At 69.2% G+C, this 23,315-nt stretch carries 21 protein-coding genes and 2 tRNA genes; 9 read left to right on the top strand and 14 right to left on the bottom strand.

Going from position 1 to position 23,315, the window contains the following annotated elements:
* The first annotated feature begins 80 nt into the window (after positions 1-80).
* A complete protein-coding gene (locus ACFYXH_RS04255) occupies positions 81-404 on the top strand; it encodes a DMT family transporter (RefSeq protein WP_385305213.1) in 324 nt (107 codons plus the stop codon).
* Here ACFYXH_RS04255 and ACFYXH_RS04250 read toward each other — a convergent pair.
* The gene (locus ACFYXH_RS04250) at positions 370-1,011 is read right to left on the bottom strand and encodes a TetR/AcrR family transcriptional regulator (RefSeq protein WP_389560414.1); all 642 of its coding nucleotides are present in this window, start codon (positions 1,009-1,011) and stop codon (positions 370-372) included. The two genes, ACFYXH_RS04255 and ACFYXH_RS04250, sit on opposite strands and share 35 nt — an antisense overlap.
* A gap of 119 nt (positions 1,012-1,130) precedes the next feature.
* Here ACFYXH_RS04250 and hisN point away from each other — a divergent pair, with 119 nt between their 5' ends.
* Together hisN and ACFYXH_RS04240 are read left to right on the top strand one after the other, a co-directional pair.
* On the top strand, positions 1,131-1,931 hold the full coding sequence (gene hisN / locus ACFYXH_RS04245; protein ID WP_389560412.1) for a histidinol-phosphatase: 801 nt from the start codon (positions 1,131-1,133) through the stop codon (positions 1,929-1,931).
* Between the two features lie 162 nt (positions 1,932-2,093).
* Positions 2,094-2,495, top strand: coding sequence for a cyclic nucleotide-binding/CBS domain-containing protein (locus ACFYXH_RS04240; protein ID WP_389560411.1), 402 nt, complete (start codon positions 2,094-2,096; stop codon positions 2,493-2,495).
* Positions 2,496-2,576: 81 nt separating this feature from the next.
* Here ACFYXH_RS04240 and ACFYXH_RS04235 read toward each other — a convergent pair whose 3' ends face one another.
* Positions 2,577-4,046, bottom strand: a complete 1,470-nt coding sequence (locus tag ACFYXH_RS04235) for a catalase (protein ID WP_389560410.1) — start codon at positions 4,044-4,046, stop codon at positions 2,577-2,579.
* Between the two features lie 126 nt (positions 4,047-4,172).
* Between ACFYXH_RS04235 and ACFYXH_RS04230 the strand changes: the two genes are divergently transcribed.
* Positions 4,173-4,589, top strand: a complete 417-nt coding sequence (locus ACFYXH_RS04230; RefSeq protein ID WP_362686508.1) for a Fur family transcriptional regulator — start codon at positions 4,173-4,175, stop codon at positions 4,587-4,589.
* Between the two features lie 205 nt (positions 4,590-4,794).
* Here the strand turns inward: ACFYXH_RS04230 and ACFYXH_RS04225 are convergent.
* The 4 genes from ACFYXH_RS04225 to ACFYXH_RS04210 form a co-directional block, all read right to left on the bottom strand.
* Positions 4,795-4,868, bottom strand: a tRNA-Met gene (locus tag ACFYXH_RS04225).
* A 76-nt stretch (positions 4,869-4,944) separates the two neighbouring features.
* Complete coding sequence (locus tag ACFYXH_RS04220; protein ID WP_389560408.1) at positions 4,945-7,098, bottom strand: tetratricopeptide repeat protein; 2,154 nt, start codon at positions 7,096-7,098, stop codon at positions 4,945-4,947.
* Between the two features lie 203 nt (positions 7,099-7,301).
* Positions 7,302-7,375 (bottom strand) — tRNA-Met (locus tag ACFYXH_RS04215).
* A gap of 42 nt (positions 7,376-7,417) precedes the next feature.
* The gene (locus ACFYXH_RS04210; RefSeq protein WP_389560656.1) at positions 7,418-10,321 is read right to left on the bottom strand and encodes a UPF0182 family protein; all 2,904 of its coding nucleotides are present in this window, start codon (positions 10,319-10,321) and stop codon (positions 7,418-7,420) included.
* 137 nt (positions 10,322-10,458) lie between these two features.
* Here ACFYXH_RS04210 and ACFYXH_RS04205 point away from each other — a divergent pair, with 137 nt between their 5' ends.
* Positions 10,459-11,016, top strand: coding sequence for a PPA1309 family protein (locus ACFYXH_RS04205; protein ID WP_389560406.1), 558 nt, complete (start codon positions 10,459-10,461; stop codon positions 11,014-11,016).
* Positions 11,017-11,216: 200 nt separating this feature from the next.
* On the opposite strand, the gene ACFYXH_RS04200 is transcribed toward ACFYXH_RS04205, so the two are convergent.
* The 4 genes from ACFYXH_RS04200 to ACFYXH_RS04185 form a co-directional block, all read right to left on the bottom strand.
* The gene (locus ACFYXH_RS04200; protein ID WP_389560404.1) at positions 11,217-12,305 is read right to left on the bottom strand and encodes a PDZ domain-containing protein; all 1,089 of its coding nucleotides are present in this window, start codon (positions 12,303-12,305) and stop codon (positions 11,217-11,219) included.
* A 101-nt stretch (positions 12,306-12,406) separates the two neighbouring features.
* The gene (locus tag ACFYXH_RS04195) at positions 12,407-12,577 is read right to left on the bottom strand and encodes a hypothetical protein (protein WP_327325954.1); all 171 of its coding nucleotides are present in this window, start codon (positions 12,575-12,577) and stop codon (positions 12,407-12,409) included.
* Between the two features lie 123 nt (positions 12,578-12,700).
* Entirely contained in the window at positions 12,701-13,162 is a 462-nt protein-coding gene (locus ACFYXH_RS04190; RefSeq protein ID WP_389560402.1) for a molybdenum cofactor biosynthesis protein MoaE, read from the bottom strand.
* A gap of 111 nt (positions 13,163-13,273) precedes the next feature.
* Positions 13,274-14,401 (bottom strand): SDR family oxidoreductase, encoded by a 1,128-nt coding sequence (locus ACFYXH_RS04185; protein WP_389560400.1) that lies wholly within the window; start codon positions 14,399-14,401, stop codon positions 13,274-13,276.
* A gap of 191 nt (positions 14,402-14,592) precedes the next feature.
* Here ACFYXH_RS04185 and ACFYXH_RS04180 point away from each other — a divergent pair, with 191 nt between their 5' ends.
* Both ACFYXH_RS04180 and ACFYXH_RS04175 read left to right on the top strand, forming a co-directional pair.
* On the top strand, positions 14,593-16,038 hold the full coding sequence (locus ACFYXH_RS04180; RefSeq protein WP_389560398.1) for a zinc-dependent metalloprotease: 1,446 nt from the start codon (positions 14,593-14,595) through the stop codon (positions 16,036-16,038).
* On the top strand, positions 16,035-16,583 hold the full coding sequence (locus ACFYXH_RS04175; protein WP_389560397.1) for an NUDIX hydrolase: 549 nt from the start codon (positions 16,035-16,037) through the stop codon (positions 16,581-16,583). Before ACFYXH_RS04180 ends, ACFYXH_RS04175 begins: the two co-directional genes overlap by 4 nt.
* Before the next feature lie 66 nt (positions 16,584-16,649).
* Here the strand turns inward: ACFYXH_RS04175 and ACFYXH_RS04170 are convergent, their stop codons facing one another.
* The 4 genes from ACFYXH_RS04170 to ACFYXH_RS04155 all read right to left on the bottom strand — a co-directional run bounded on the left by ACFYXH_RS04170 (position 16,650) and on the right by ACFYXH_RS04155 (position 20,533).
* Positions 16,650-17,405 carry an AIM24 family protein gene (locus ACFYXH_RS04170; RefSeq protein ID WP_389560396.1) on the bottom strand — a complete coding sequence of 252 codons (756 nt, stop codon included), beginning with the start codon at positions 17,403-17,405 and terminating at the stop codon, positions 16,650-16,652.
* Positions 17,406-17,423: 18 nt separating this feature from the next.
* The gene (locus ACFYXH_RS04165; RefSeq protein WP_389560394.1) at positions 17,424-18,104 is read right to left on the bottom strand and encodes an AIM24 family protein; all 681 of its coding nucleotides are present in this window, start codon (positions 18,102-18,104) and stop codon (positions 17,424-17,426) included.
* Between the two features lie 13 nt (positions 18,105-18,117).
* Complete coding sequence (locus ACFYXH_RS04160; RefSeq protein WP_389560392.1) at positions 18,118-19,788, bottom strand: TerD family protein; 1,671 nt, start codon at positions 19,786-19,788, stop codon at positions 18,118-18,120.
* Between the two features lie 121 nt (positions 19,789-19,909).
* A complete protein-coding gene (locus tag ACFYXH_RS04155; RefSeq protein ID WP_389560390.1) occupies positions 19,910-20,533 on the bottom strand; it encodes a M48 family metallopeptidase in 624 nt (207 codons plus the stop codon).
* Positions 20,534-20,730: 197 nt separating this feature from the next.
* On the opposite strand from ACFYXH_RS04155, the gene ACFYXH_RS04150 reads away from it, so the two are divergent.
* Both ACFYXH_RS04150 and ACFYXH_RS04145 read left to right on the top strand, forming a co-directional pair.
* On the top strand, positions 20,731-21,876 hold the full coding sequence (locus ACFYXH_RS04150; protein ID WP_389560388.1) for a ThiF family adenylyltransferase: 1,146 nt from the start codon (positions 20,731-20,733) through the stop codon (positions 21,874-21,876).
* Positions 21,877-21,941: 65 nt separating this feature from the next.
* Positions 21,942-23,306, top strand: a complete 1,365-nt coding sequence (locus ACFYXH_RS04145; RefSeq protein WP_389560386.1) for an ABC1 kinase family protein — start codon at positions 21,942-21,944, stop codon at positions 23,304-23,306.
* Positions 23,307-23,315 lie beyond the last annotated feature (9 nt).

The raw sequence follows: 23,315 nt of genomic DNA, 5'->3' as shown, positions 1-23,315 counted from the left end.
TGCGAGCTGCCGATGCCGGTAAGTGCATAATCGCACCGAGTGCGACTAAGCAGTCACCGACCGACGCGGGAGGCACAGCCATGGCGTGGCTGCTGGTGGTGGTCGCCGGATTCCTGGAAACGGGCTTCGCGGTCTGCCTCAAGCTCTCGCACGGTTTCACCAGGCTCTGGCCGACGGTCGCCTTCGCCAGTTTCGCGCTCGGCAGCTTCGGCCTGCTGACGCTCGCCTTGAAGAAGCTCGATGTGGGTCCCGCGTACGCGGTGTGGACGGGCATCGGCGCGGCAGGCACCGCGATCTACGGGATGGTCTTCCTCGATGATGTGGTCTCCACCCTCAAGATCATCTCCATCACGCTGGTGATCATCGGCGTCATCGGCCTGCAGCTCTCGGGATCGGCCCACTGACGGCCCCGCCGACGGCCGTACGCACCAGCAGTCCGACCCCCTCACCGACCGGCGCGATCACATACGAGAGCGCGAGCCGCACCGTCAGCTCGCAGCGGTGCGCCAGATCGGCCGACTCCGCCCTCGTACGGCCGTCCTGCCGGCCCCGGCCCAGTGCGGCGAGCGAGCGGTCCCGTACCGACGCGACCAGCTCGGCCGGGGCCGGCAGCCCCGCGTCCGCACGCCGCTGGGCCGGCACTCCGGACATCGCGGCGCCGCGCCGGGCGGGCTTCGGCACCGGCAGCCGTTCGCCCCAGCAGCCGGTGAGCAGGGCCCTCAGCAGCGGCCTCGCTCGGGCCTCGCCGACGGTCCACTCGGCGACCGCCACCAGCCGGTCCGCGACCCCGGTCCACTCAGCCAGCATCCGTTCCACTCCATGGAGGTACTGGTCGGCCTCGCGCCGCACCAGTGCGCGGGCAAGGCCGTCCTTGCTGCCGAACTCGTTGTAGAGGGTCTGCCGCGAGACCCCGGCGGCGGATGCGACGTCCACCATCCGTACCGCTGCCCAGGGCAGGTCTGCGAGCGCCGCGAGAGCGGCGTTCAGTAGGGACTCTCGCGCTGTAGGCATCGTCGCCTCCCAGGCCAAGCGGCACTGGGCTCAGGGTTGACGTGCGGCCCCCCACTGTCAATAGCCCCGGCAGACAGGGACCCGGGAGGGGCCCCGGAAGCCCCGATAGAGTGACGACCATGCCCGACTACCACGATGATCTGCGTCTCGCCCATGTCCTCGCGGACGCCGCCGACGCCGCCACCATGGACCGGTTCAAGGCCATAGACCTCAAGGTGGAGACCAAGCCGGACATGACGCCGGTGAGCGAGGCCGACAAGGCGGCGGAGGAGCTGATCCGCGGACAGCTCCAGCGGGCACGGCCGCGTGACGCGATCCTCGGCGAGGAGTACGGCATTGAGGGCACGGGCCCGCGCCGCTGGGTCATCGACCCGATCGACGGCACCAAGAACTACGTACGCGGTGTGCCGGTCTGGGCAACGCTGATTTCGCTGATGGTGCAGGGCGAGGGCGGCTACCAGCCCGTCGTGGGCGTGGTGTCGGCCCCGGCGCTGGGCCGCCGCTGGTGGGCCGCTCAGGGCCGCGGCGCCTACACCGGGCGCAGTCTGACCTCCGCGAGCCGGCTGCAGGTCTCCAAGGTCGGCCGGATCGCGGACGCCTCGTTCGCGTTCTCCTCGATCACCGGTTGGGAGGAGCAGGGGCGGCTCGACGGGTTCATGGATCTGACCCGGGCCTGCTGGCGCACCCGTGGTTACGGCGACTTCTGGCCGTACATGATGGTCGCCGAGGGTTCGGTGGACATCTGCGCCGAGCCGGAGCTCTCGCTGTGGGACATGGCGGCGACGGCGATCGTCGTGCAGGAGGCGGGCGGATCCTTCACCGGCCTCGACGGACGCCCGGGCCCGCACAGCGGCAACGCAGCCGCGTCCAACGGCCTGCTCCACGAGGAACTGCTGGGCTATCTCAACCAGCGGTACTGACGGGTACATACACCTTTCCCATGAGCTTCCGCGCGCCGCCCAGGCTGCGGTGCGCGCCCCCTTGCTGCCGCCCCGCAGGGCTGCGACTCTAAGAGTCCCCCCACTTGTGAATTTGTGAATCGGTTCCCGAACAACCGATCCACCAAGGAGGTGGCTCCATCCATGCTCGTCCGTGACGCCATGAGCACGGTGGTCCTCACCATCGGACCCGCACACACACTCCGCCAGGCGGCCGGCCTGATGGCCGCGCGCCGTATCGGCGCCGCCGTAGTCCTCGACACCGACGCCGGCGGCCTCGGCATTCTGACCGAGCGCGACATTCTGAACTCGGTGGGCGCGGGGCAGGACCCCGATCTGGAGACCGCCAGTACCCACACCACCACCGACGTCGTCTTCGCCGCGCCGTCCTGGACCCTGGAGGAGGCCGCTGAGGCCATGACGCACGGCGGCTTCCGGCATCTGATCGTGCTCGACAAGGACGGGCCCGTGGGCATCGTCTCGGTACGCGACATCATCCGCTGCTGGGCCCCGGTCAGGCGGCACCCGGCGATCCTGACGGGTTGAGGCATACGACGGATCAGGGCATATGAGAGGGCCGGACCCCCTGGACAGGGATCCGGCCCTCTGTACTACGACAAGCGCCCGTCAGCCGCGAAGGGCCTGGACCGCGGCCTCGAGCCGCTTGCCGAAGTCACCGTCCGCCTGGCGGAAGTTGTTGACCGCGCGCTCGGCGATGTCGTCGCGCGACACCTTCGAGATGAACCCTGCGAGGTTCTCGATCAGACGGCCCTTCTCGTCCTCGGACATCAGCCGGTAGAGGTTGCCCGCCTGCACGAAGTCGCTGTCCTCGCTGTGACTGGGGGCCTCGTGGGTGCCGGTGCCACCGGCGACGGCGGTCGACTGCCACAGCGGCTTGTCCGTCTGGAAGGGGCCGCCGAAGCTGTTCGGCTCGTAGTTCTTGGCGCCCTTGTGGCGGCCGTCGTACAGGAAGCCGTCACGGCTGTTGGTGCGCGCCTCGGTGGCGTGCGGGCGGTTCACCGGCAGGTGGTCGGCGTTGATGCCGACGCGGTAGCGGTGGGCGTCGCCATACGCGAAGAGACGGCCCTGGAGCATCTTGTCCGGGGACGGACCGATGCCCGGCACGAAGTGCGCGGGGCTGAAGATCGACTGCTCGACCTCGGCGAAGATGTTCTCCGGGTTGCGGTTGAGCTCCAGCTTGCCGATCTCGATCGGCGGGTAGTCCTCGTGCGGCCAGACCTTGGTCAGGTCGAACGGGTTGAAGCGGTAGTTCGCCGCCTCGGCCGCCGGCATGATCTGCACCTGCACGGTCCAGGACGGGAAGTCGCCGCGCTCGATGGACTCACGCAGGTCGCGCTGGTGGGAGTCCGGGTCCACACCGGAGAGGCGGTTGGCCTCGTCCGTGGTGAGGTTCTTGATGCCCTGGTCGGTCTTGAAGTGGTACTTGACCCAGAAGACCTCGCCGGCCTCGTTGTTCCACTGGTACGTGTGCGAGCCGTAGCCGTTCATGTGACGCAGCGTCGCCGGGATACCGCGGTCACCGAAGAGCCAGGTCACCTGGTGCGTCGACTCCGGGCTGAGGCCCCAGAAGTCCCACACGTTGTCGGCCTCCTGCGAGCCGGTGTACGGGTCGCGCTTCTGGGTGTGGATGAAGTCCGGGAACTTGATGGCGTCCTTGATGAAGAACACCGGGGTGTTGTTGCCGACGAGGTCGTAGTTGCCCTCTTCGGTATAGAACTTCAGCGCGAAACCGCGGGGGTCACGCACCGCGTCCGCCGAGCCGAGGTTGCCCGCGACCGTGGAGAAGCGCAGGAACGTCTCGGTCTGCTTGCCGACCTCGGAGAGGAACTTCGCGCGCGTCCACTGCGAGACGTCTCGGGTCAGTGTGAAGGTGCCGTACGCACCGGCGCCGCGCGCGTGCACGATGCGCTCCGGGATGCGCTCACGGTTGAAGTGCGCGAGCTTCTCGAGCAGCACCTGATCCTGAACCAGAACCGGTCCGCCGACGCCCGCGGTCTCGCTGTTCTGATTGTCGGCGACCGGTGCGCCGGCCTCCGTGGTGAGCGGTCCCTGCGTCACGTGCGCCTCCTGCGTCATACCTGACAGTCCTGTCCCTTGGCGTATGCCGGTCCCGATCCTACAATGGACTTTGTCTAAGTCAAGCAAGCATCCAAACTCACACCTGTTCGGAACCTGGTTCCCTTCACTGTTAGGCTTGTCCTTATGAGTGACCTGTTGGAACGACTTCGCGGACGCGGCTGGCGCATGACGGCACAGCGGCGTGTCGTGGCAGAGGTCCTCGACGGCGACCACGTCCACCTGACGGCCGACGAGGTGCACGCGCGTGCCGTGACGAGGCTGCCCGAGATCTCCCGGGCGACCGTCTACAACACGCTGGGTGAGCTGGTGAGCCTCGGCGAAGTCATCGAGGTGTCGACCGACCGCCGCGCCAAGCGGTACGACCCGAACGCGCACCGGCCGCACCAGCACCTGGTCTGCGCCCAGTGCGGCGCGATCCGCGACGTACACCCCGTGGGCAACCCGCTGGCCGACCTCCCGGACGCGGAGCGCTTCGGCTTCACGGTCTCGGGCGTCGAGGTGACGTACCGGGGCACGTGCCCGAACTGCGCGGCCGCCTGACACACATACCTTCACGAAGGGCCCGGCACCCGAGAGGTGCCGGGCCCTTCGTGCCGGACCCTTCGTCGTGGTCCGCGGGCAGTCGTTCCGCAGCCGTGGAGAAGGCCTTCAGCGCCTGGCCCGCCTGACCGGCCTGATCCGCCTTACCGGCATGCGGCTACGACAAAGGCCCGGATCCTGATGGATCCGGGCCCTTGTCTGTCAGTAGCGGGGACAGGATTTGAACCTGCGACCTCTGGGTTATGAGCCCAGCGAGCTACCGAGCTGCTCCACCCCGCGTCGGTGAACACAACATTACGTCACCCCGCCGACCAGCGCAAATCGATAGTCGGCGGTACGCCATGAGCCCGCAGCGCTACGCCGTGAGCTCCTGGTGCAGCGCCTCGCGCAGCCGCGCGGCCCTCTCCGCCACCTCGGCGGGACCCAGCTCGACGGCCCGTGCGCACCACCGCTGGCCCTCGGTCAGCTCACCCCTGCGGGCGGCGAGCAGCGCCAGGCGCAGCGCGGCCCGGCCGTGCCCCGCACGGGCCGCGCGGCACCACCACAGCGCCGCCTCGCGCTCATTGCCCTCGCGGGCGAGAAGCAGCCCGAGGTTGAAGGCACCGTTGCGGCTGCCTGCCTCCGCCGCCTCCCGGTACCAGCGGGCGGCGTCCACCATGTCGCCACGGGCGGCGGCCAGCATGCCGACCCGCACCTGGGCACGGCGGTGCCCCTGCTCGGCGGCCCGCTCGTACCACTCCTCGCACTCGCTCTTCTCCGCCGTCGCCTCGCCGAGCGCGGGCGGCCCGGGCGGCGGCTGGCGGGAATCGAGCACGGTGGCGAGACGGAAGGCGGCCTCGGCGCTGCCGCCGCCCGCCGCGCAGCGCAGATGGCGCTCGGCGGCCTGCTCGTCACCGTCCCTGAGCAGCGCGATGCCTACCTGCAGCGCGGCCTCGGTGTGACCGGCTGCGGCTGCCCTCTCGTACCAGGTCAGAGCCGTACGGTCGTCGTCACGGCCGACGTAGAGGATGCCCAGATTGAACGCCGCGTCGACGCTGCCGGCCTCGGCAGCCTTGGAGAACCAGGGCTCGGCACCCGTCGCGTCGCCGGCCTGCAGAAGGAGTACGGCGAGCGCGTTGGCGGCCTCACGGTGCCCTGCGTAGGCGGCACGGCGGTACCACTGCTCGGCCTGCGGCGTACGGTCCTGGGCGGCGCAGAGCAGCCCGAGGTTGTACGCACCGTTGACGTCACCCGCGTCCATGGCGGCGCGGTACCAGCGCTCGGCGGTCTGCTGCTCCCCGCGGGCGGCGTGCAGCGCGCCGAGGGCGTTGGCGGCGTTGCCGTCACCGTCCTGCGCGGCACGCAGCCACCAGACGGCGGCGCTCTCCTCGTCGCCCGCGTCCCGGAGCAGGAACCCGAGCGCGCAGGCTGCGCGGGCCTCTCCGTCCTTGGCGGACGTGAGGTACCAGCGACCGGCCTCCTTGAACTCGCCACGCTTCTCGAGGATCGCGCCGAGATGCAGCGCGGCCCGCCGGTGCCCGCGAGCGGCGGCCTGCCGGTACCACTGCACGGCCTCGTCGAGCACGGACAGCTCGACGTCATCGCCGCCGCCCGCAGCCAGGCCGTCGTGCTTCACGTCGTCCTGTCCGACGGCGCCGGCCTCCCCCGTACGCCCCGCACGACCCGCGCCCGTCCCGACAGGCTTCACGTCGTCCTGATCGACCGAGCCGAACTCCCCCGCACGCCCTGCACGACCCGCGCCCGCGCCCGTCTCGACAGGCTTCACGACGCCCTGATCGACCGAGCCGATCCCTCCCGCACGCCCCATCCGCAGGCCCACGTCCCCGCCCTCGCGAGCCTCCTCCGCCGCCAGCCGCTCCAGCACACGGGCCAGCCGGTACGCCGCCTCGCGGTGCCCCTGCTCGGCCGCCGCGCGCAGCCACTGCTCGGCGCCCGCGTCGCTGCGGTGCTCCAGAAGATCGGCAAGGGCGTACGCGCCCAGCGCGTGGCCCTGTTCGGCGGACTGGCGCAGCCAGTACTCCGCGGCGGGCTCGTCGCCGCGCTCACGGAAGTGACGCCCCAGGGCGTGCGCCGCCGCCGCGGAACCTGCGACGGCCGCGATACGCCACCACCCGGCCGCCTCGTCGGCGTACCCACGCTGGTGGAGGAGGACACCGAGATTGTTGGCGGCGGCGCGGTCGCCGTCGGCGGTCGCGCCACGCAGGTAGGGCTCGGCGCCGTCGAGGTCGCCGCGGCGCAGCAGCAGCGCGCCGAGCACGCTCATCGACGCGGTGTCGCCGCCGTCGGCGGCACGCCGGTGGCGCGCCTCGCTTCCCGCGGTCTCCACGGAAACGGAGTCGACGCCTTCACCGCCACCGGCACCGGCACCGGCACCGGCACCGGCAGTGTCAACGTTGTCAACGTTGACAACAGCGTCGCCCGCGCCGATCGCGTCCGCCACGCCTCCGGCATGCCGCTGCACAAACCGCCCTGTCTTCAACAGAGTTGCCCTGTCCCCCATAAATTCCATCGTCGCACCACCCGCAACCCGCGTACACCTGGTATACCGCAGCCAGTGAGGTCACTTCAGCGTTTTGTCGACATGCCCACAGATGGACAAGTCAAACACGCTCAGGCCCAACTCGCCCCGCGCGGCACACACTTCTCACCGGCAGCACATACGCACGAACAGGGCCCGAATCCTCAAAGGATTCGGGCCCTGTTCTTCTTCAGTAGCGGGGACAGGATTTGAACCTGCGACCTCTGGGTTATGAGCCCAGCGAGCTACCGAGCTGCTCCACCCCGCGTCGTTGTGTTGCAACCGTACCACGACGCGGGATGGCCCCTGCTCAGCCGCCCTTGGGGGTGGTCGCCGGACTGGGCTTGCTCTGAGCCGCCGCGGCTCGCTCCAGCGCGTCCTGCAGGGCAGCCTGCGCCTTGCCGTACGCCTCCCAGTCCGTCGGCTTCTTGTCGAGTGCCGCCTGGGCATCGTCGTACGCCTTCTGGGCGTCCGCGATGGCGCCCTTCAGCGCGGCGTCACCGGTCGCCGGCGGCTTTGTGGTGTCGCCCGGTGGCGGTGTCGTCGTCGGTGGCTCGGCGACGTTCTGCTCGAAGACCGCGTTGAGCGCCTCCGTGAGGCTGTCCTTGAAGACCGGTTTGCCTCCGCCGTAGGCGACAGCGACCTTCTTCAGCAGCGGATAGTTCGCGCTGCCGCCTCGTGCGTACACCGGCTCGATATAGAGGAAGCCGCCGTCCAGCGGCACTGTCAGCAGGTTGCCGTACTCGATGTCGGAGTCGGTGCCCCTGAGGTCTCTGACGAAGGTCGCGACCTCCGGCACACCGTTGAGCTCACTCTGCACCTGTTGTGGACCCTGCACCGTCTCGGTGACTCTCAACAGCCTTATCGTGCCGTACTTGTCGCTGTTGGCATCGGCGTCGACCGCCATGAACGCACCCAGGTTGGGGCGTCCGGCCGGCGTGAACGTCGTCGTCAGAGAGAACTTCTGCGCCTGGTCCCCGGGCATCTTGAGGCTCAGGTAGTACGGCGGAACGGCGCTGGTGTCCTTGTTCGTCGGGTCGTCCGGCACCTGCCAGGCGTCACTGCCGCTGTAGAACTGCTCGGGCTCGGTGACGTGGTACCGGGTGAGCAGCTCGCGCTGCACCTTGAACATGTCCTGCGGGTACCGCAGATGGGCCTTGAGGTCGGACGAGATCTTGTCCTTCGCCTTCACCGTGCCGGGGAACGCCTTCATCCAGGTCTTCAGCACCGGGTCCTTGGTGTCCCACTGGTACAGGTTGACCGTGCCGTCGTACGCGTCGACGGTGGCCTTCACCGAGTTGCGGATGTAGTTGACCTGGTTCTGCTGCGCGACGACCGCACGCTGATTGGTGGTCAGCGAGTCGGCGGTGGTGTCCCCCAGCGTCGTACGGGAGGCGTAGGGATAGCCGTTGGTCGTGGTGTACGCGTCGACGATCCACTGGATGCGGTGGTCGACGACCGCCGGGTAGGCGTCGCCGTCAATGGTCAGCCAGGGCGCGACCGCCTCGACGCGCTCCTTGGGCGTGCGGTTGTAGAGAATCCGCGAGCCCTCGCCGACTGCTCCCGAGTAGAGGATCTGCGGCTCGCTGAAGGCGACGGCGTACGCGGCGCGGTTCAGCGGGTTGGAGAGGTTGACCCCGCCCTTGCCCTCGTAGCTGGTGGTCTCCTCGCCGTTCTTCTCGTAGTCGAGCTCCTTCTGCGGGCCACCGACGATGGAGTACTGCTCGGTCTTCTCGCCGTAGTAGATCCGCTGCTCGTACTTGCCGAGCTGGCCGCTGGTCGGCAGCCCGGACTCGGTGAAGTCGGGCGAGCCGACGGTGCCCTTGTCCGGGTCCGTGATGGTGTTCGTGCCCTTGGCCGCGATCGCGCCGTAGCCGTGGGTGTACGTGAAGTGGTCGTTGATCCAGTTGCGCTTCTGGATGCCCTTGATGTTGAGCTCACGCAGACCGATGACCGTGTCCTGCGGCTTGCCGTCGGTTCCGGGGTACCGGTCGACGTCCAGAGTCGCGGGGAACTGGTAGTACTTGCGCTCCTGCTGGAGCTGCTGGAAGGCGGGCGAGACGACGTTCGAGTCGACCAGGCGGTAGCTGGCCGCCGTGGGGGCGTCGGCGCGCTGCTGGGCCTTCCGCTTGGGGTCGCCCTTACCGGAGTAGTCCTCCGGGTTGGCGTTGTCGATTCCGTACGCGTGCCGCGTGGCCTCGATGTTCTTCTTGATGTACGGGCTTTCCTTGGCCTGCTCGTTCGGCTGGACCTGGAACTTCTGCACGATCGCCGGGTAGAGGCCGCCGATGAGGATCGCCGACAGGACCATCAGCCCGAAGCCGATCACCGGCAGCTGCCAAGTCCGGCGCCAGAGCGTCGCGAAGAAGAGCAGAGCGCAGATGACCGCGATGCAGAAGAGGATCGTCTTCGCCGGGAGATAGGCGTTGGCGTCGACGTAGCGCAGACCCGTCCAATTGCCGGTGGCCTTGAAGTCGCTGGACTTCACCGCAAGGCCGTACCGGTCGAGCCAGTACGCGACGGCCTTGAGCGATACGAAGACACCGAGCAGCACCGAGAGATGACCGGTGGCCGCGCCCGTCGCCCGCGCGCCGGGGCTGGTGATACGCAGTCCGCCGTACAAATAGTGGGTCAGCGCAGCGGCGATCAGCGAGAGCACGGCGGCCGCGAAGCCGAAGCCGAGCATGAACCGGTACCAGGGCAGATCGAACGCGTAGAACGACACGTCCATCTGGAACTGCGGGTCCTTCTGACCGAAGGAGACGCCATTGACCCACATCAGCCAGGTGCGCCACTGACCGGTGGCGGAGGCTCCGGCGATCAGCCCGACGAGAGCGGTGATCGCGAGGAGCACCCACTTCTTGTACGGGGCGATGCCCATCCGGTAGCGGTCAAGACTCTGCTGCTCCAGCGACATGGCGCTCAGCGGCGGCCGCAGCCGGTGCGCGAGCCAGATATTCACGCCGACGGCTGTGGCCATCAGCAGCCCGAAGACCGCGAACAGCCCGATCTTGGTCCACAGGGTGGTGGTGAAGACGGAGGAGTAGTTGACCGAGCGGTACCAGAGCCAGTCGGTCCAGAACCCGGCGAACATGACGAAAGCCATGGCCAGCACGGCCAGCACGCCCAGTGTCATGAGCAGGGTGCGGACACGCCGGGACGGCCGGCCCACTCTGATCCGTGGCCCGGTCGGGCCTCCGCCGCGGTCCGGCATCTGGAAAGCCAACGTGCGCACCTCGAAGTTCGCGGTCGTGTGAAAACGGGCCCCGCGATCGTAGAGCCCACTGATGCAACTTACTAAGGCTTTACCTAGTTCCCGTCTCGGGCCCGGAAGGAGGCAGGATATTGGCCATGTCCAACGTTTCCTCTTCCGGCCCCCCGATGGCCGCGAGCCCGCTCACCCGCGCCGTGCTCGAAATCGACGAGTACGCATCAGGGCTCGGCTGGGACCAGCCGGCCAGGCTCTTCGCACTCGTCGACACCGCCCACCTGCGCTCCCAGGAGCCGGGCCTCGCGGCCCAGCTCGGCCTCGACGGCGACGAGGCGGCTGCGCCGCTCACCCCGATCGAGCAGGACGAAATCCCCGCCGGGAAGGCGCTGGACGAGTTCCTCGCCACGATCGCCTGGCCGGAGGCGGTGGCCGGCTGCGCGCTGACGGTGGAGCGCCTGATGCTCCCACCGTCCGCGGAGTCCTCCGTCCCGGACGGCCTCGACGAAGCGGCCCTCACCAAGTGGGTCGCCGCCCACCCGAACCGACAGGAGGTCCGCATGACAGTGGCGGTCCTGCGCGACGGCGCCCGCGAGTCGGCTGTACGCCTGCGTGAAAAGGACTCCCCGACGGAGGTCCTGACGGGCTCGGACCTGGTGCCGGGCCTGGCGGAGGCGCTTGCGGCGACGTTCGAGGCGTAACGACGACTGTTGATGGCACCGCCGTACCGGATCGTGAGGGATCGGGTACGGCGGTCTGCTGTAGGGGCGTGGCCGGCCGCGGGTCAGGGCCGGGAGCTGGGCGCAGCACGCGCGCTCAGGGGCTCTGGGGGGCTTCCCCCAGCTTCGGGAAAGGGCGGGGCAGGTTCGGGAAGGGGCGTCCAGACGAAGCGCCCCCGGCCTCAGCTCGCCGCGCAGCCCGGCAGCCCCGCCGTGTCCCCCGACTTGATCTTCTGCAGCGACGTCGTCGCATCGGCGATCGTGTTCACCTTCACCAGCGTCAGTCCGTCCGGGATGTCCGACGCCGCCGCCGCGCAGTTGTCACCGGGCGTCAAGAAGTACTCCGCCCCGGCGTTCCGCGCGCCGACCAGTTTCATCTCGATGCCGCCGATCGGCCCGACCTTGCCCTTGTCGTCGATCGTCCCCGTGCCCGCGACGAACTTCCCGCCCGTCAGATCCTGCGGCGTGAGCTTGTCGACGATGCCGAGGGCGAACATCAGGCCCGCACTCGGGCCGCCCACATCCGCCAGGTTGATGTTGACGGCGAACGGGAACGTGTGGTCGGTCCCGGCCTGGATGCCAACGATCGCCCGGTCGCCCTTGGCCGACTTCACCGTGGTGATCGTGACCTTCTCGGTGGTCCGGGGCTCCTTCCCGGCCTTCTCCGCCGCCGCCGCATCCTTCGCCGGCACGATCGTGAAGACGACGTCCTCGCCGGGCTTGTGCTTCACGACCAGCTTGGCGACGTCGGCCGGCTCCTTCACCGGCGTGCCGTCCACGGCCCGGATGACGTCACCCGCGTGCAGCCGGTTCTCCGAAGGCGTGTTCTTGAGCACCGTGGAGACCACGACCCGCGACTTCACCGGGATCTTCAGCTGCTCCAGCGCGGCAACCTTCGCGCTCTCCTGCGACTGGGTGAATTCCTCGGCGTTCTCCTGCGTGGACTGCTCTTCCGTCTTCCCGTCCGGGTAGAGCGTGTCGTGCGGCACCACCACGTTGTCGTGGGCCAGCCAGCCGTAGACCGCCTCGACGATGTTCATCTTGTAGTCCGCACCGGTGACCCTCACCGTGGTCATGTTGAGGTGACCGGTGGTCGGGTATGTCTTGCGGCCGGAGATCTGCAGCACCGGCTCTCCACCGGCCGCGCCCAGGGTGTTCACCGTCGGCCCGGGCGACATCTCCGAGTACGGCACTGGGATGAACACCCCTGCGCAGAGCAGCGCAATGAAAGTGAGGGTGGAGGCGAGCATCGTCGCGGTGCGGCGTGGCATGGAACGACAGTACGGGACGGGTCTGTCAGACCACCGTCGGGGCCGGTCCGTACGTGGCGACTTGGCAACTGCGTACGGCCGGCGGCCGGGTCATACCCGGGTCATGCGGCATCAGAACCGGAGTCTGTCTTCTCCATCGCGTCGCGGAACCGCGCATATCCGGCAAGCTCGGCCACATCCCCGGTCGTCCGGTTCCGTGAAGCCCAGCTTCCCCATATCGCAGCACCGACGGCAGCGAAAAGCGGAATCAGCAACCAAGCGAGTGCTGCCATCACGACCTCCCTACCCCATGAGCAAACCCAACTGAGTGATCAGCAGATTAGCCATCTGCCAGTCCAACGCTCATGGCAGGGAGGCGGTTACGCAAATCGGGGTGCTTGAGCTCCGTCAGGGTTTCAGCAGGCCCCGACCCACTCCTCCGTACCGTCGGAGAACTTCTGGTGCTTCCAGATCGGCACCTCGTGCTTGAGGTCGTCGATCAGCTTCCTGCAGGCCTCGAAGGCCTCCCCGCGATGAGGGCATGACACGGCGACCACGACCGCCAGATCCCCGACCTCCAAGTCACCCACACGGTGGACGGCGGCAAGCGCCCGAACGGGGAATTCCACCGCGACCTTCTCCGCGATCCGGCGCATCTCGGCCTCGGCCGTGGGATGGCAGGAGTACCCAAGGGTGTCGACATCGGCGCCACCGTCGTGGTTGCGCACGGTGCCGACGAACAGCGCGGTGCCGCCCGTCGCGTCGTCGCCGACGGCCGCGAAGACCTCGTCGACGGAGAGCGGGGTGTCGCGGATCGCCAGCAGCCGGATGGGGTCGTCCGCCGCTTGCTCGCCGGGGTGGTCGTAGGTGCTTGCCATGCCTTCCATCGTGCCGCACCGCACTGACAACGCGGAATAGCTCTTTCGACCGGTCGGGGGCGGGCCGCCTTGGAGCCTCCTACAGACGGCTCGCAGGCGGCTCGCAGGCGGCTAGATACGGCGCCGCGCCTTACGGGCACGCCGCACCAGGGCCGCCGTGCCGAGCAGCGCGACCGTCGCACCCGCCGCACCCGCCGCCGTGGCGTCCTTGCGGCCCAGGCGGCGGCCCGCGACGGTGTGGCGGCCCTCCACCTCCTCCAGCAGCGCGGCCAGGACCTCCTCGTTGGTCCACTCAGGTCGCCATCCCGCGTCGTGGAGCCGGCTCACACTGACCACCCAGGGGTGCATGGTGTACGCCAGGTCCCCCGCCGGGGACGGGGTCAGGCCGATCCGGTGGAGCCGGGCCGCGGCACCCAGGGCGACCGCCGACGGCAGCTCCATCCGGCGGATGCCGCTGAGCTCCTCGACCTCCTCCTGCTCCAGCCAGCCGTCGCAGCCGACCGCGAGCTCCCCGTCGACCTTCTCCAGTGCTGCGTACTCAAGCGCGCTCACCAGGTCCTCGACATGGCAGAACTGCCAGGTGGGACGCGATCCGGCGACCACGAGCAGGCGCGGCGACTCGAAGTAGCGGGTGAGCGCGGTGTCAGTACCGCCCACCAGGACGGCGGGTCTTACCACCGTGACGTTGAGCCCGGGGTGGGCGCGGGGTGCCCGGCGGCCCAGGCGCTCGATCTCCAGCAGGTCACCGACGCCCGTGGCCTCGGCGGTGGCGCGCAGCTCCGCGTCCTCGGAGAGCGGGATGTCGTTGTCGGGCAGCGCACCGTAGACCATCGCCGAGGTGCACAGGACGACCCGGTGGACGCCGGCCGCCGCGGCGGCGGTCAGGACGGTCTGTGTACCGCGCACGTTGTACGCCGTACGGGCGGCCGAGTCGGTCTCCAGGTCGAGATCGAGGGCCAGGTGCACCACCACGTCGGCGCCGCGCAGCTTCTCCGCGATGGCCGGGTCACGTACGTCGAGGATGTGCCACTGCGCCTCGGAGACCTCGCCCCGGCGCTCGTCGATGGCGACGACCTGCTTGACCTCCTCGGACGCGGCCAGCCGCCGGACAAGCAGATCACCGACGCCCGAGGCGGCGCCGGTGACCGCGACGACGGGACCACGGCCGTTGGACCCGCGGCCCGAGGCCGGGGTTGAGTGGTTTCGCGCTGCGCGAACCTGCGGATCTGGGGAACTCACCAGGCGTCTCCAGCGGTTGTCTTCAGTACGTACGCGAATGACGCGTACGTACCAGGTGGCGTCCATCCTGCCGCAGGCCAAGAGTCGGCGGAGCACCGAGCCCATATGCGGCCCGGATGTCTACGCTGGGTGGTGTTGTCGGGCAGTCGCCGTCGGCAGGAAGCCGGCGGCCCTACGAGCCGAGGAAACCCGTGAGTGACACCCCATTCGGATTCGGCCTTCCGCCGGAGGAGCCGGAGAACGGCGACGAGGGCAAGAAGAAGGATCCCGCCGGAGGTGGCCAGGGCTCCGGCGGGCAGTTCCCGCCCAATCCTTTCGGGTTCGGTACCGGTGAGGGCGGCGGGGACAATCCGTTCGCCGCGATGTTCGGTTCGCTGAACCCGAACGACCTGGGCGCGGCCTTCCAGCAGCTCGGCCAGATGCTGAGCTACGAGGGCGGTCCCGTGAACTGGGACATGGCCAAGCAGATCGCGCGTCAGACGGTCTCGCAGGGCACACCGGACGGCACCAAGGACGAGAGCGTGGGCCCGGCCGAGCGCACCGCGGTCGAGGAGGCCGTGCGGCTCGCCGACCTGTGGCTGGACGGAGCGACTTCGCTGCCCTCCGGTGCGAACACCGCCGTGGCGTGGAGCCGTGCCGAGTGGGTCGAGGCGACGCTCCCGGCGTGGCAGCAGCTCGTCGACCCGGTCGCCGAGCGTGTCGGCCTGGCCATGGGTGATGTGCTGCCCGAGGAGATGCAGGCCATGGCGGGCCCGCTGATCGGAATGATGCGCTCCATGGGCGGCGCAATGTTCGGCCAGCAGATCGGGCAGGCCGTCGGTGTGCTCGCGGGCGAGGTGGTCGGCTCGACCGATATCGGCCTGCCGCTCGGCCCGGCCGGCAAGGCCGCTCTGCTGCCGTTGAACATCGAGGTGTTCGGCAAGGACCTCGGCGTGCCGAAGGAAGAGGTGCGGCTGTATCTGGCCCTGCGCGAGGCCGCCCACCAGCGGCTCTTCGCCCATGTGCCGTGGCTGCGCTCGCATCTGTTCGGCGCGGTCGAGGGGTACGCCCGCGGGATCAAGGTCGACACGAGCAAGCTGGAGGACGTGGTCGGCCAGTTCGACCCGACGCATCCCGAGCAGCTGCAGGACGCTCTCCAGCAGGGCATGTTCCAGCCGGAGGACACCGCGGAGCAGAAGGCGGCGCTGGCCCGTCTGGAGACCGCGCTCGCGCTGGTCGAGGGCTGGGTCGACGCGGTGGTGCACGAGGCGGCCTCGACCCGTCTGACGTCGGCGGACGCCCTGCGCGAGACGCTGCGCAGGCGCCGGGCCTCCGGCGGTCCCGCCGAGCAGACGTTCGCGACACTGATCGGTCTTCAGCTGCGTCCGCGCCGACTCCGGGACGCCTCGCGACTGTGGGCCTCGCTCACCGACGCACGGGGCGTGGACGGGCGCGACGGACTGTGGGAGCACCCTGACATGCTGCCGACGGCCACCGACCTGGACGATCCGGACGGCTTCGTCCACCGTGAGCAGCTCGACTTCTCGGAGCTGGACAAGATGCTCGGCGAGGCCGCGGGCGGCGGCAGCAAGCCGAATCTCGACAAGGACGACGTCGAGAAGAGCACCAAGGACGACGAGGGCGACAAGGACCAGTGAGCCTGTACGACGACGCCGTACTCGTACTGAAGAGCTACGAGGACCAGGAGGAGCTGCGGCAGGTCTATCTGGACCATCTGGCGGCGCACCCGGACGGAATGTGGAAGGCCTGCGAGGCCGGGCATGTCACGGCGAGCGCGCTGGTGATCGACGCGGAGCGCGGCCGGGTGCTGCTGACGCTGCACAAGAAGCTCGGCATGTGGCTGCAGATGGGCGGCCACTGCGAACCGGATGACGCGACACTGGCTCTGGCCGCGCTGCGCGAAGCCACGGAGGAGTCCGGGATCCAGGGGCTGACCCTGCTGCCCGGTGGTCCTGTGCGGCTGGACCGGCATGCGATTCCGGCGCCCTGCCACTGGCATCTCGATGTGCAGTATGCGGCGCTGGCTCCGGCCGGGGCGGTCGAAGAGATCAGCGAGGAGTCACTGGATCTGCGCTGGTTCGCGTACGACGAGGTGGCGGGTGTGGCCGACGAGTCGGTCGTACGGCTGCTTGAGCGTACGCGCGCGGCGCTGTCGCGAGCAGTTCATGAGTACGAGGCTTGAGTAAGGGGGCATGAGTAAGGGGCGGCCTCTTTTGAGGCTGCCCCTTACCTGTGTGCCTGGTGCGTGTCAGTTCCAGGCGTTGTTCTGGTTCTGAGCGTGGGCCCCTTGCTGGCCCACGCCGTACTGGGCGCGCAGACCCTGTCCGATCTCCGCACTCTGCGGCGGCATGACCTCACTGGGCTGCACCAGCGCGAAGCCCTGGCCGAGGAAGCTGAGCTCCCAGCCCTCGCCGGTGTTGCCGCGCCTCCGCCGTACGCCGGAGGAGTGTGTCTGCGCCTGCATCTGCACCCGCAGCGCGGAGGACCAGGCCACGATCGCGTCGGCGTCCGCGTTGACGTACTTGTCCGGCGTGACCTGCATCATCAGCGGCTGGCCCGAGGTCATCAGCGCGACCTTGCCCCGGCCGGAGATATTGAGCTGGTACTTCCCGGAGCCGGAGATGCCGTACTGACTGTCCACCGCGATGACCTCGGTGTGCAGCGTGGAGTCGAGCGCCAGGACATAGGCGCTGTCGACCGTCATGCCGTCCTGGTCGACGTCCACGACGTGGATGTACTGCGCGAGGTTGGCAAGGTAGACCGTGCCCTGCCCGGAGCAGCGCATCAGGTCCAGGCCCTCACCGGTGTTGGCACGGGCTCGCCGCTGGTTGTTCGACTGGTACTCGCCGTCGAAGTCCATCAGCCCCTGGTACGCGACCATGGCGCCCTTGCGGGCGAGGACGTCGTCATGGCCGGTGAGCGAGACCCGCAGCAACTGCGGGTTCTGCACGATGTACCGATCCTGGGACTGCTGTTCGGTGTAGCTGAAGAGCGGACTCTGCATGATGTGTACTCCTCCCCCTCAGTTCCGGATCCGCAGGCGGTCGGTACTGTCCTCACTCGGCTGTACGACGACGATGCCCTGGCCCGAGAAGCCCATCTGGTAGGCCTCTCCGCTGCCCCGCCCGATCAGCGAGGAGGCCTTGAAGCTGCGCTTGCCCTTCACCTTGAGGTTCGGGGACCAGGCGACGAGGGCGTCCGGGTCGACATACGTCTCGTCCTCGCCACGGCCGCAGTCGACGACGATCGGCGTCCCGCGCGAGGTGAGGGCCACCCAGCCGGTGCCCGCGACCTCGACGTTCCACAGGCCCTGGCCGGCGAACTTGGCCAGGCCCTTGACCCGCTGGACGCCCCACTGCAGGTGCGCGTCGAAGGCCAGCAGATTGGTGCCGTTGACCGAGAGCGAGTCGTTGTTGAGGTTGATGACGACGACGTCCGCGCCGTAGTCCGCGAGGTAGAGCAGTCCGTCTCCGGAGCACTTCATGATGGGCGCGCCCTCGCCGGTCACCCACTGGGAGGCGATCTGGCGGACGGCCGGCGGGTTCGGCTCGTACTGGACGAAGCCTTCGTAGGCGACCATCGAGCCGGTGCGTGCGTACAGGTCCTGGCCGGTGGCCATGGCGACCTTGAGCATGGAGCGGCCGTGGTTCTCCATCCGGGCCGCGATCGGGGTCGGGGCGAAGCCCGCGAGTTGCTGGTTCATTCTTCGGGCTCCCTCAGACCTCGTACGGCTGGACGACGATGAAGTTGCCGGGGGCGCCCCGGAACTGGAGGTTGATGGTCTCTCCGCTGTGTCCCGGGTACGCGTTGCGGCGCAGCCGGACCTGGCTGGAGAGGATCACCTGGGACGCGGCCGACCAGGCGACGACCGCATTGCAGTCGGCGAACGTCGTCGGCGTGACCGGCAGGACCACGGGGATGCCGTGGGTCTTCACAATGACCGTGCCGGTGCCCTGGAACATCATGGTGAACAGGGCGCCGCCGGGGATGCCGTGGCCCTCGATCCTGCGGACCTCGTGCTGCAGCGACTCGTCGAAGGCGAGGACGTTCTCCGCGGAGACGCAGATGCCGTCGCCCTGCAACTCAATGGAGTGCAGATGAGAACCGTCCTCGGCGAGGAAGATCTGGCCGCGGCCGCTGCAGCGCATCAGCTGCATCTCCTGGCCGGTCGCATTGCCGACGATCCGGCCGGCGAAACCAGCACCCTTGTAGCTGAAATCGACCTTGCCCTGGTACATCACCATGCTGCCCTGGCGGGCGAGGACGGGCGTGCCGCCCATGGTCAGATCGACCCGCATGAGCTGCTGGTTCTGCGGGGTCCAGCGCTGGCCGGTGGGGGTCTCGCGGTAGGGCTGGAGGGCGGCCTGCAGGCCGGCGCCGGCCTGCGGGACTCCCTGGGGAACGCCCTGCGGGACGCCCTGGGGGGGCATGCCCGGAGGCTGCTGTCCGTACGGGGACGGGGCCTGCTGTCCGTACGGCGACTGCGCGCCCGGCTGCGGGGCCTGCCCCGGGACCTGACCCGGCATCTGTCCGGGCATCTGCCCCGGGACCTGGCCGTACTGCGGCTGCTGAGGCGGTTGTCCGTACGGGGACGGGGCAGCCGGCGGCGGGGGTACGGTGCCCCCGTGCGGGGTCATCGGAGCCGCGATGGTCGGCGCCGCATGCATCTGCGGGTTCTGCTGAGGGGCGGGCGCCTGGACTGCGGGAGCACCGAAGGAGGGTGCTGGCTGCGGTCCTTGAGGGGCCTGCGGTATCTGAGGCGCCTGCGGTGCGCCGAACGCCGGGGCGGGCGCTGTGGCCTGCGCGGGCGGCGCGAACGAGGGCGCGGCACCCTGTGGTGGCTGCGCGGCCGGTGGCTCCTCGGCGACCTCGCCGCCGAAGTTCTTCAGCAGCGCGTCGAGACCACCGTCGAAGCCCTGACCGACGGCGGCGAAGCGCCACACGTCCTTCAGGTAGAAGTCGCCCAGCATCACGGCGCGCTCGGTGGAGAACTCCGAACCGTTGAAGGCGTACCGGACGACCTCCTCGCCGCCCGCGACGATACGGATGTACCCGGGGCCGATCTGAGACATCTGCCCGGCACCGTCGATGGTCGCGGTGAAGGAGAGTCGGTGGATGTTCGCCGGGATACGGTCCAGAGTGACGCGAAATGACTCGGTGTCACCGGACTGCGCGCCGAGCAGCTGAATGGACTCCTCGGGAGACTTCGGCTGGTTGAAGAAAACGAAGTACCGGTCGTCCGAGAGCTGCTCATTGGCGTCGAGTCCGAAGCAGCTGATATCGAAGGTCAGCCCAGGACCGGCGATCTGCACACCTACGTACAGATCCGTTCCTGGCGTGAGATCACTGATCTTGGCCTTGTGGCCGCGTTGGAATTCCCTGGCCATGCGTAACGACCGTCCCCCATCCCGAAATGTGACTGCGTCGCGCCAGGCTAACTGCTGGGGCCGACATTGAGCCAAGCCGGTACACATTCGGTACAGGACCGTCGGCGGTCGCTCCCGCCGGTCACTCTCCGCGTGCGGCGGGCAGATGCGGCAGCCGGTCGGCTGCGACGACGCCTTCGAGATAACCCTTGGCCCGCTCGGTGCGGGGGTACGCCTCCAGCAGCCGCCAGAACCGCGGGCCGTGGCCGGGCACGAGCAGATGGGCCAGCTCATGGACGAGCACGTAGTCGACGACATACTCCGGCATCCCCTGCAGGCGGTGTGACAGGCGGATGCTGCCCTCCGCCGGAGTGCAGGAGCCCCAGCGGGTGTTCTGATTCGTCACCCATCGCACGGATGTCGGTCTTGCGCGTCCGTCGAAGTACTGGGCGGACAATCGCTCGGCACGTTCGGCCAGTTCGGTGTCGCCGAGGGTCCGCTTGCTCTCCTGCGCTGCGAGCTTGTCGAGCATCACGCTGACCCAGCGCTGCTCCTCCGCCTCCGACATCCTGGCGGGGATGAGGACGATGGTCCGGTCACCCTCCCGGTAGGCCGAGACCGTTCTGCTGCGCCGGGCGCTCCTGCGGACCTCGACCGCACTCGTCCCCGATCCACGGGGCGGGTGGCTTGTCGCGCTGCGCTGTTGGCTTCCGGCGCTGTGCGGTGGGGTCTCCCCAGCGAGGCGAGGGGAAGGGTCGACGGACACGCCCCGACGTTACCCGCTGCCAGAGGAGGAAGTCCCGCCTCCGGGACGGTTCGAGCTTGATCCACTCCATGGCGTGCACCATTTGAACGACTAATGCCCGCACCTGTGGATAACTTTTCACACCCGTCGACGCCGCCGGGCATTCTGACAACAGTTCAGAGGAGAGGCCGGACGACGGATCAACGGGGGAAGCGAATATGCATCCGACGGTGAAGCCTGCCTTGCGGCGGGCATGGCGAGAGCGACAGACCGTGCAATTCGGGGCGACACCCGCGCAAGCGGTGATGGTCGGTCCGGTGGACACCGCGACAGGTGCCCTGATCGAGCTGCTCGACGGGACGCGGGGGCTGCCGTGGCTGCGCCAGGAGGCGCGGTCGATAGGTCTGCCGGAGGGACAATTGGACGCTCTGGTGAACCGGTTGACGGCGGCGGGGCTGCTCGACGATCCGACGGCAGGCGGCCCGGCGGCCGATGCGCTACGGAAACGGGTCGGCGCCCTTGACCGGCTGCGCCCCGACCTGGCGTCGCTCTCCGTGGTCCATCCGGAACCGGGCGGCGGGATACGGCGCCTGGCAGCCCGGCGGGCCATACGTGTCCAGGTCCGGGGCGCGGGACGGGTCGGTGCGACAGTCGCCGCGGTGCTCTCGGCGGCCGGCGTGGCCGGGGTGGAGGTGCTGGACGGCGGATGTACTGAGCCGTGGGACGTGGCGCCCGGCGGGCTGCCGACCAAGGCGGTCGGTGAGAGGCGGGACGCGGCGGCCCGGCAGCTGGTGCGGCGGTCCGCGCCCGACCGTCCGCCGCGCGCGGCCGAGTCGGCAGGGACCGCGGAGTGCGCTGAGCCCGGTCTCTCCCTGGTCATCGTCGCGCCACGGGACGGCCTGGCGGCCTATGCCCCCGATCCGGCCGCCGCCGAGGACTGGATCGCCACCGGGACACCCCATCTGTATGCGGGAGTTGTCGAGGGGACCGGTGTGGTGGGTCCGCTGGTGCTGCCCGGCGGTACTGCCTGTGCCGGGTGTCTGGAGTTGGGCAGGGCGGAGCGCGACCCGGCGCGGCCCAGGCTGCTGGCACAGTGGCGCTCGGGCCGCCGGAGAGCTGTGCCGGCCTGCGATGTCGCTCTGGCCACGGCCGTGGCAGGGATGACGGCGGCGCACGCGCTGTCGTTTCTCGACGGGGAGCTGCCCGCGAGTACCGGGGCGCGCTGGGAGACTTCACTACCTCTGCTTGACTGGCGATCGGAGACGGTCACCCCGCACCTCGACTGTGTCTGCAGTGCGGATGGGAAGAGTGAGAGGGAGCACACCTCGGGGATCGGGCCGCCGCACGAGACAATGGCCGGGTAACCGCCGTCAACGAAGCAATGCTGTAAGGCACACGCGGCACGGCAGTCTGGGATTTGGAGGGGCGCATGTCTGATCTTCCCCGGAAGGCGGTCACCCGGACCGCCAAGTTGGCCGCGCTGCCACTGGGCATCGCGGGCCGTGCCACTTGGGGTCTGGGTAAGCGGATCGGCGGCAAGTCCGCGGAGATCGTGGCCCGGGAGCTGCAACAGCGCACTGCGGAGCAGCTGTTCAAGGTGCTCGGCGAGCTCAAGGGCGGTGCGATGAAGTTCGGGCAGGCCATGTCCGTCTTCGAGTCGGCTCTCCCCGAGGAGATCGCGGGCCCCTATCGCGCGGCCCTGACCAAGCTTCAGGACGCGGCGCCCCCGATGCCGACGCGCACGGTCCACTCGGTCCTGGACGAGCGGCTGGGCGAGGAGTGGCGGGAGCTGTTCCTGAAGTTCGAGGACAAGCCGTCGGCCGCCGCGTCCATCGGCCAGGTACACCGGGCGGTGTGGCACGACGGGCGCGAGGTCGCGGTGAAGGTGCAGTACCCGGGGGCGGGGGATGCGCTGCTCTCCGACCTGACGCAGCTCAGCCGGTTCGCCCGGCTGCTGGGGCCGCTGATTCCGGGGATGGACATCAAGCCGCTGATCGCCGAGCTCCGCGACCGGGTGTCGGAGGAGCTGGACTACGAGCTGGAGGCGCAGGCGCAGCGGGAGCATGCGGCGGAGTTCGCGAACGATCCCGACGTGCTGGTGCCCGATGTGGTGCACCAGTGCGACCAGGTGCTGGTGACCGAGTGGATCGACGGGATACCGCTGGCCGAGGTCATCGCCGACGGCACGACCGAGCAGCGGGACCGCGCGGGGCAGTTGCTGGCCCGCTTCCTCTTCTCGGGCCCGGCCCGTACGGGACTGCTGCACGCGGATCCGCACCCGGGGAATTTCCGGCTGCTCCCGGAGGAGGACGGCGAGGGCTGGCGGCTCGGCGTGCTGGACTTCGGCACCGTGGACCGGCTGCCCGGCGGGCTGCCGCAGACCATCGGCGACTGCCTGCGGATGACACTCGAGAGCGAAGCCGAGGCGGTCTACGAGCTGCTGCGCGAGGCGGGCTTCGTCAAGGAGTCCATAGAGCTCGACCCGGACGCGGTGCTGGAGTACCTGCTGCCGATCATCGAGCCGGCGGAAGCCGAGGAGTTCACCTTCACCAGGAGCTGGATGCGCAACCAGGCAGCCCGGATCGCCGACATCCGCTCCCCCGCACATCAGCTGGGCAAGCAGCTCAATCTGCCGCCGTCGTATCTGCTGATACACCGGGTGACGCTGAGCACGATCGGGGTGCTGTGCCAGCTGAACGCGACCGTGCGGCTGCGGGACGAACTCGAATCGTGGCTGCCCGGGTTCCTGCCGGAGGACGAGGAGGACAGCACGGCGGTCGGGGCTCAGGCCTGAGCGACCGCC

This window comes from Streptomyces sp. NPDC002730, assembly GCF_042888805.1.
Taxonomy (GTDB): Bacteria; Actinomycetota; Actinomycetes; order Streptomycetales; family Streptomycetaceae; genus Streptomyces.
Note: the sequence above shows the minus strand (reverse complement) of the source record. Positions and strands in the feature narration are given on the sequence as shown.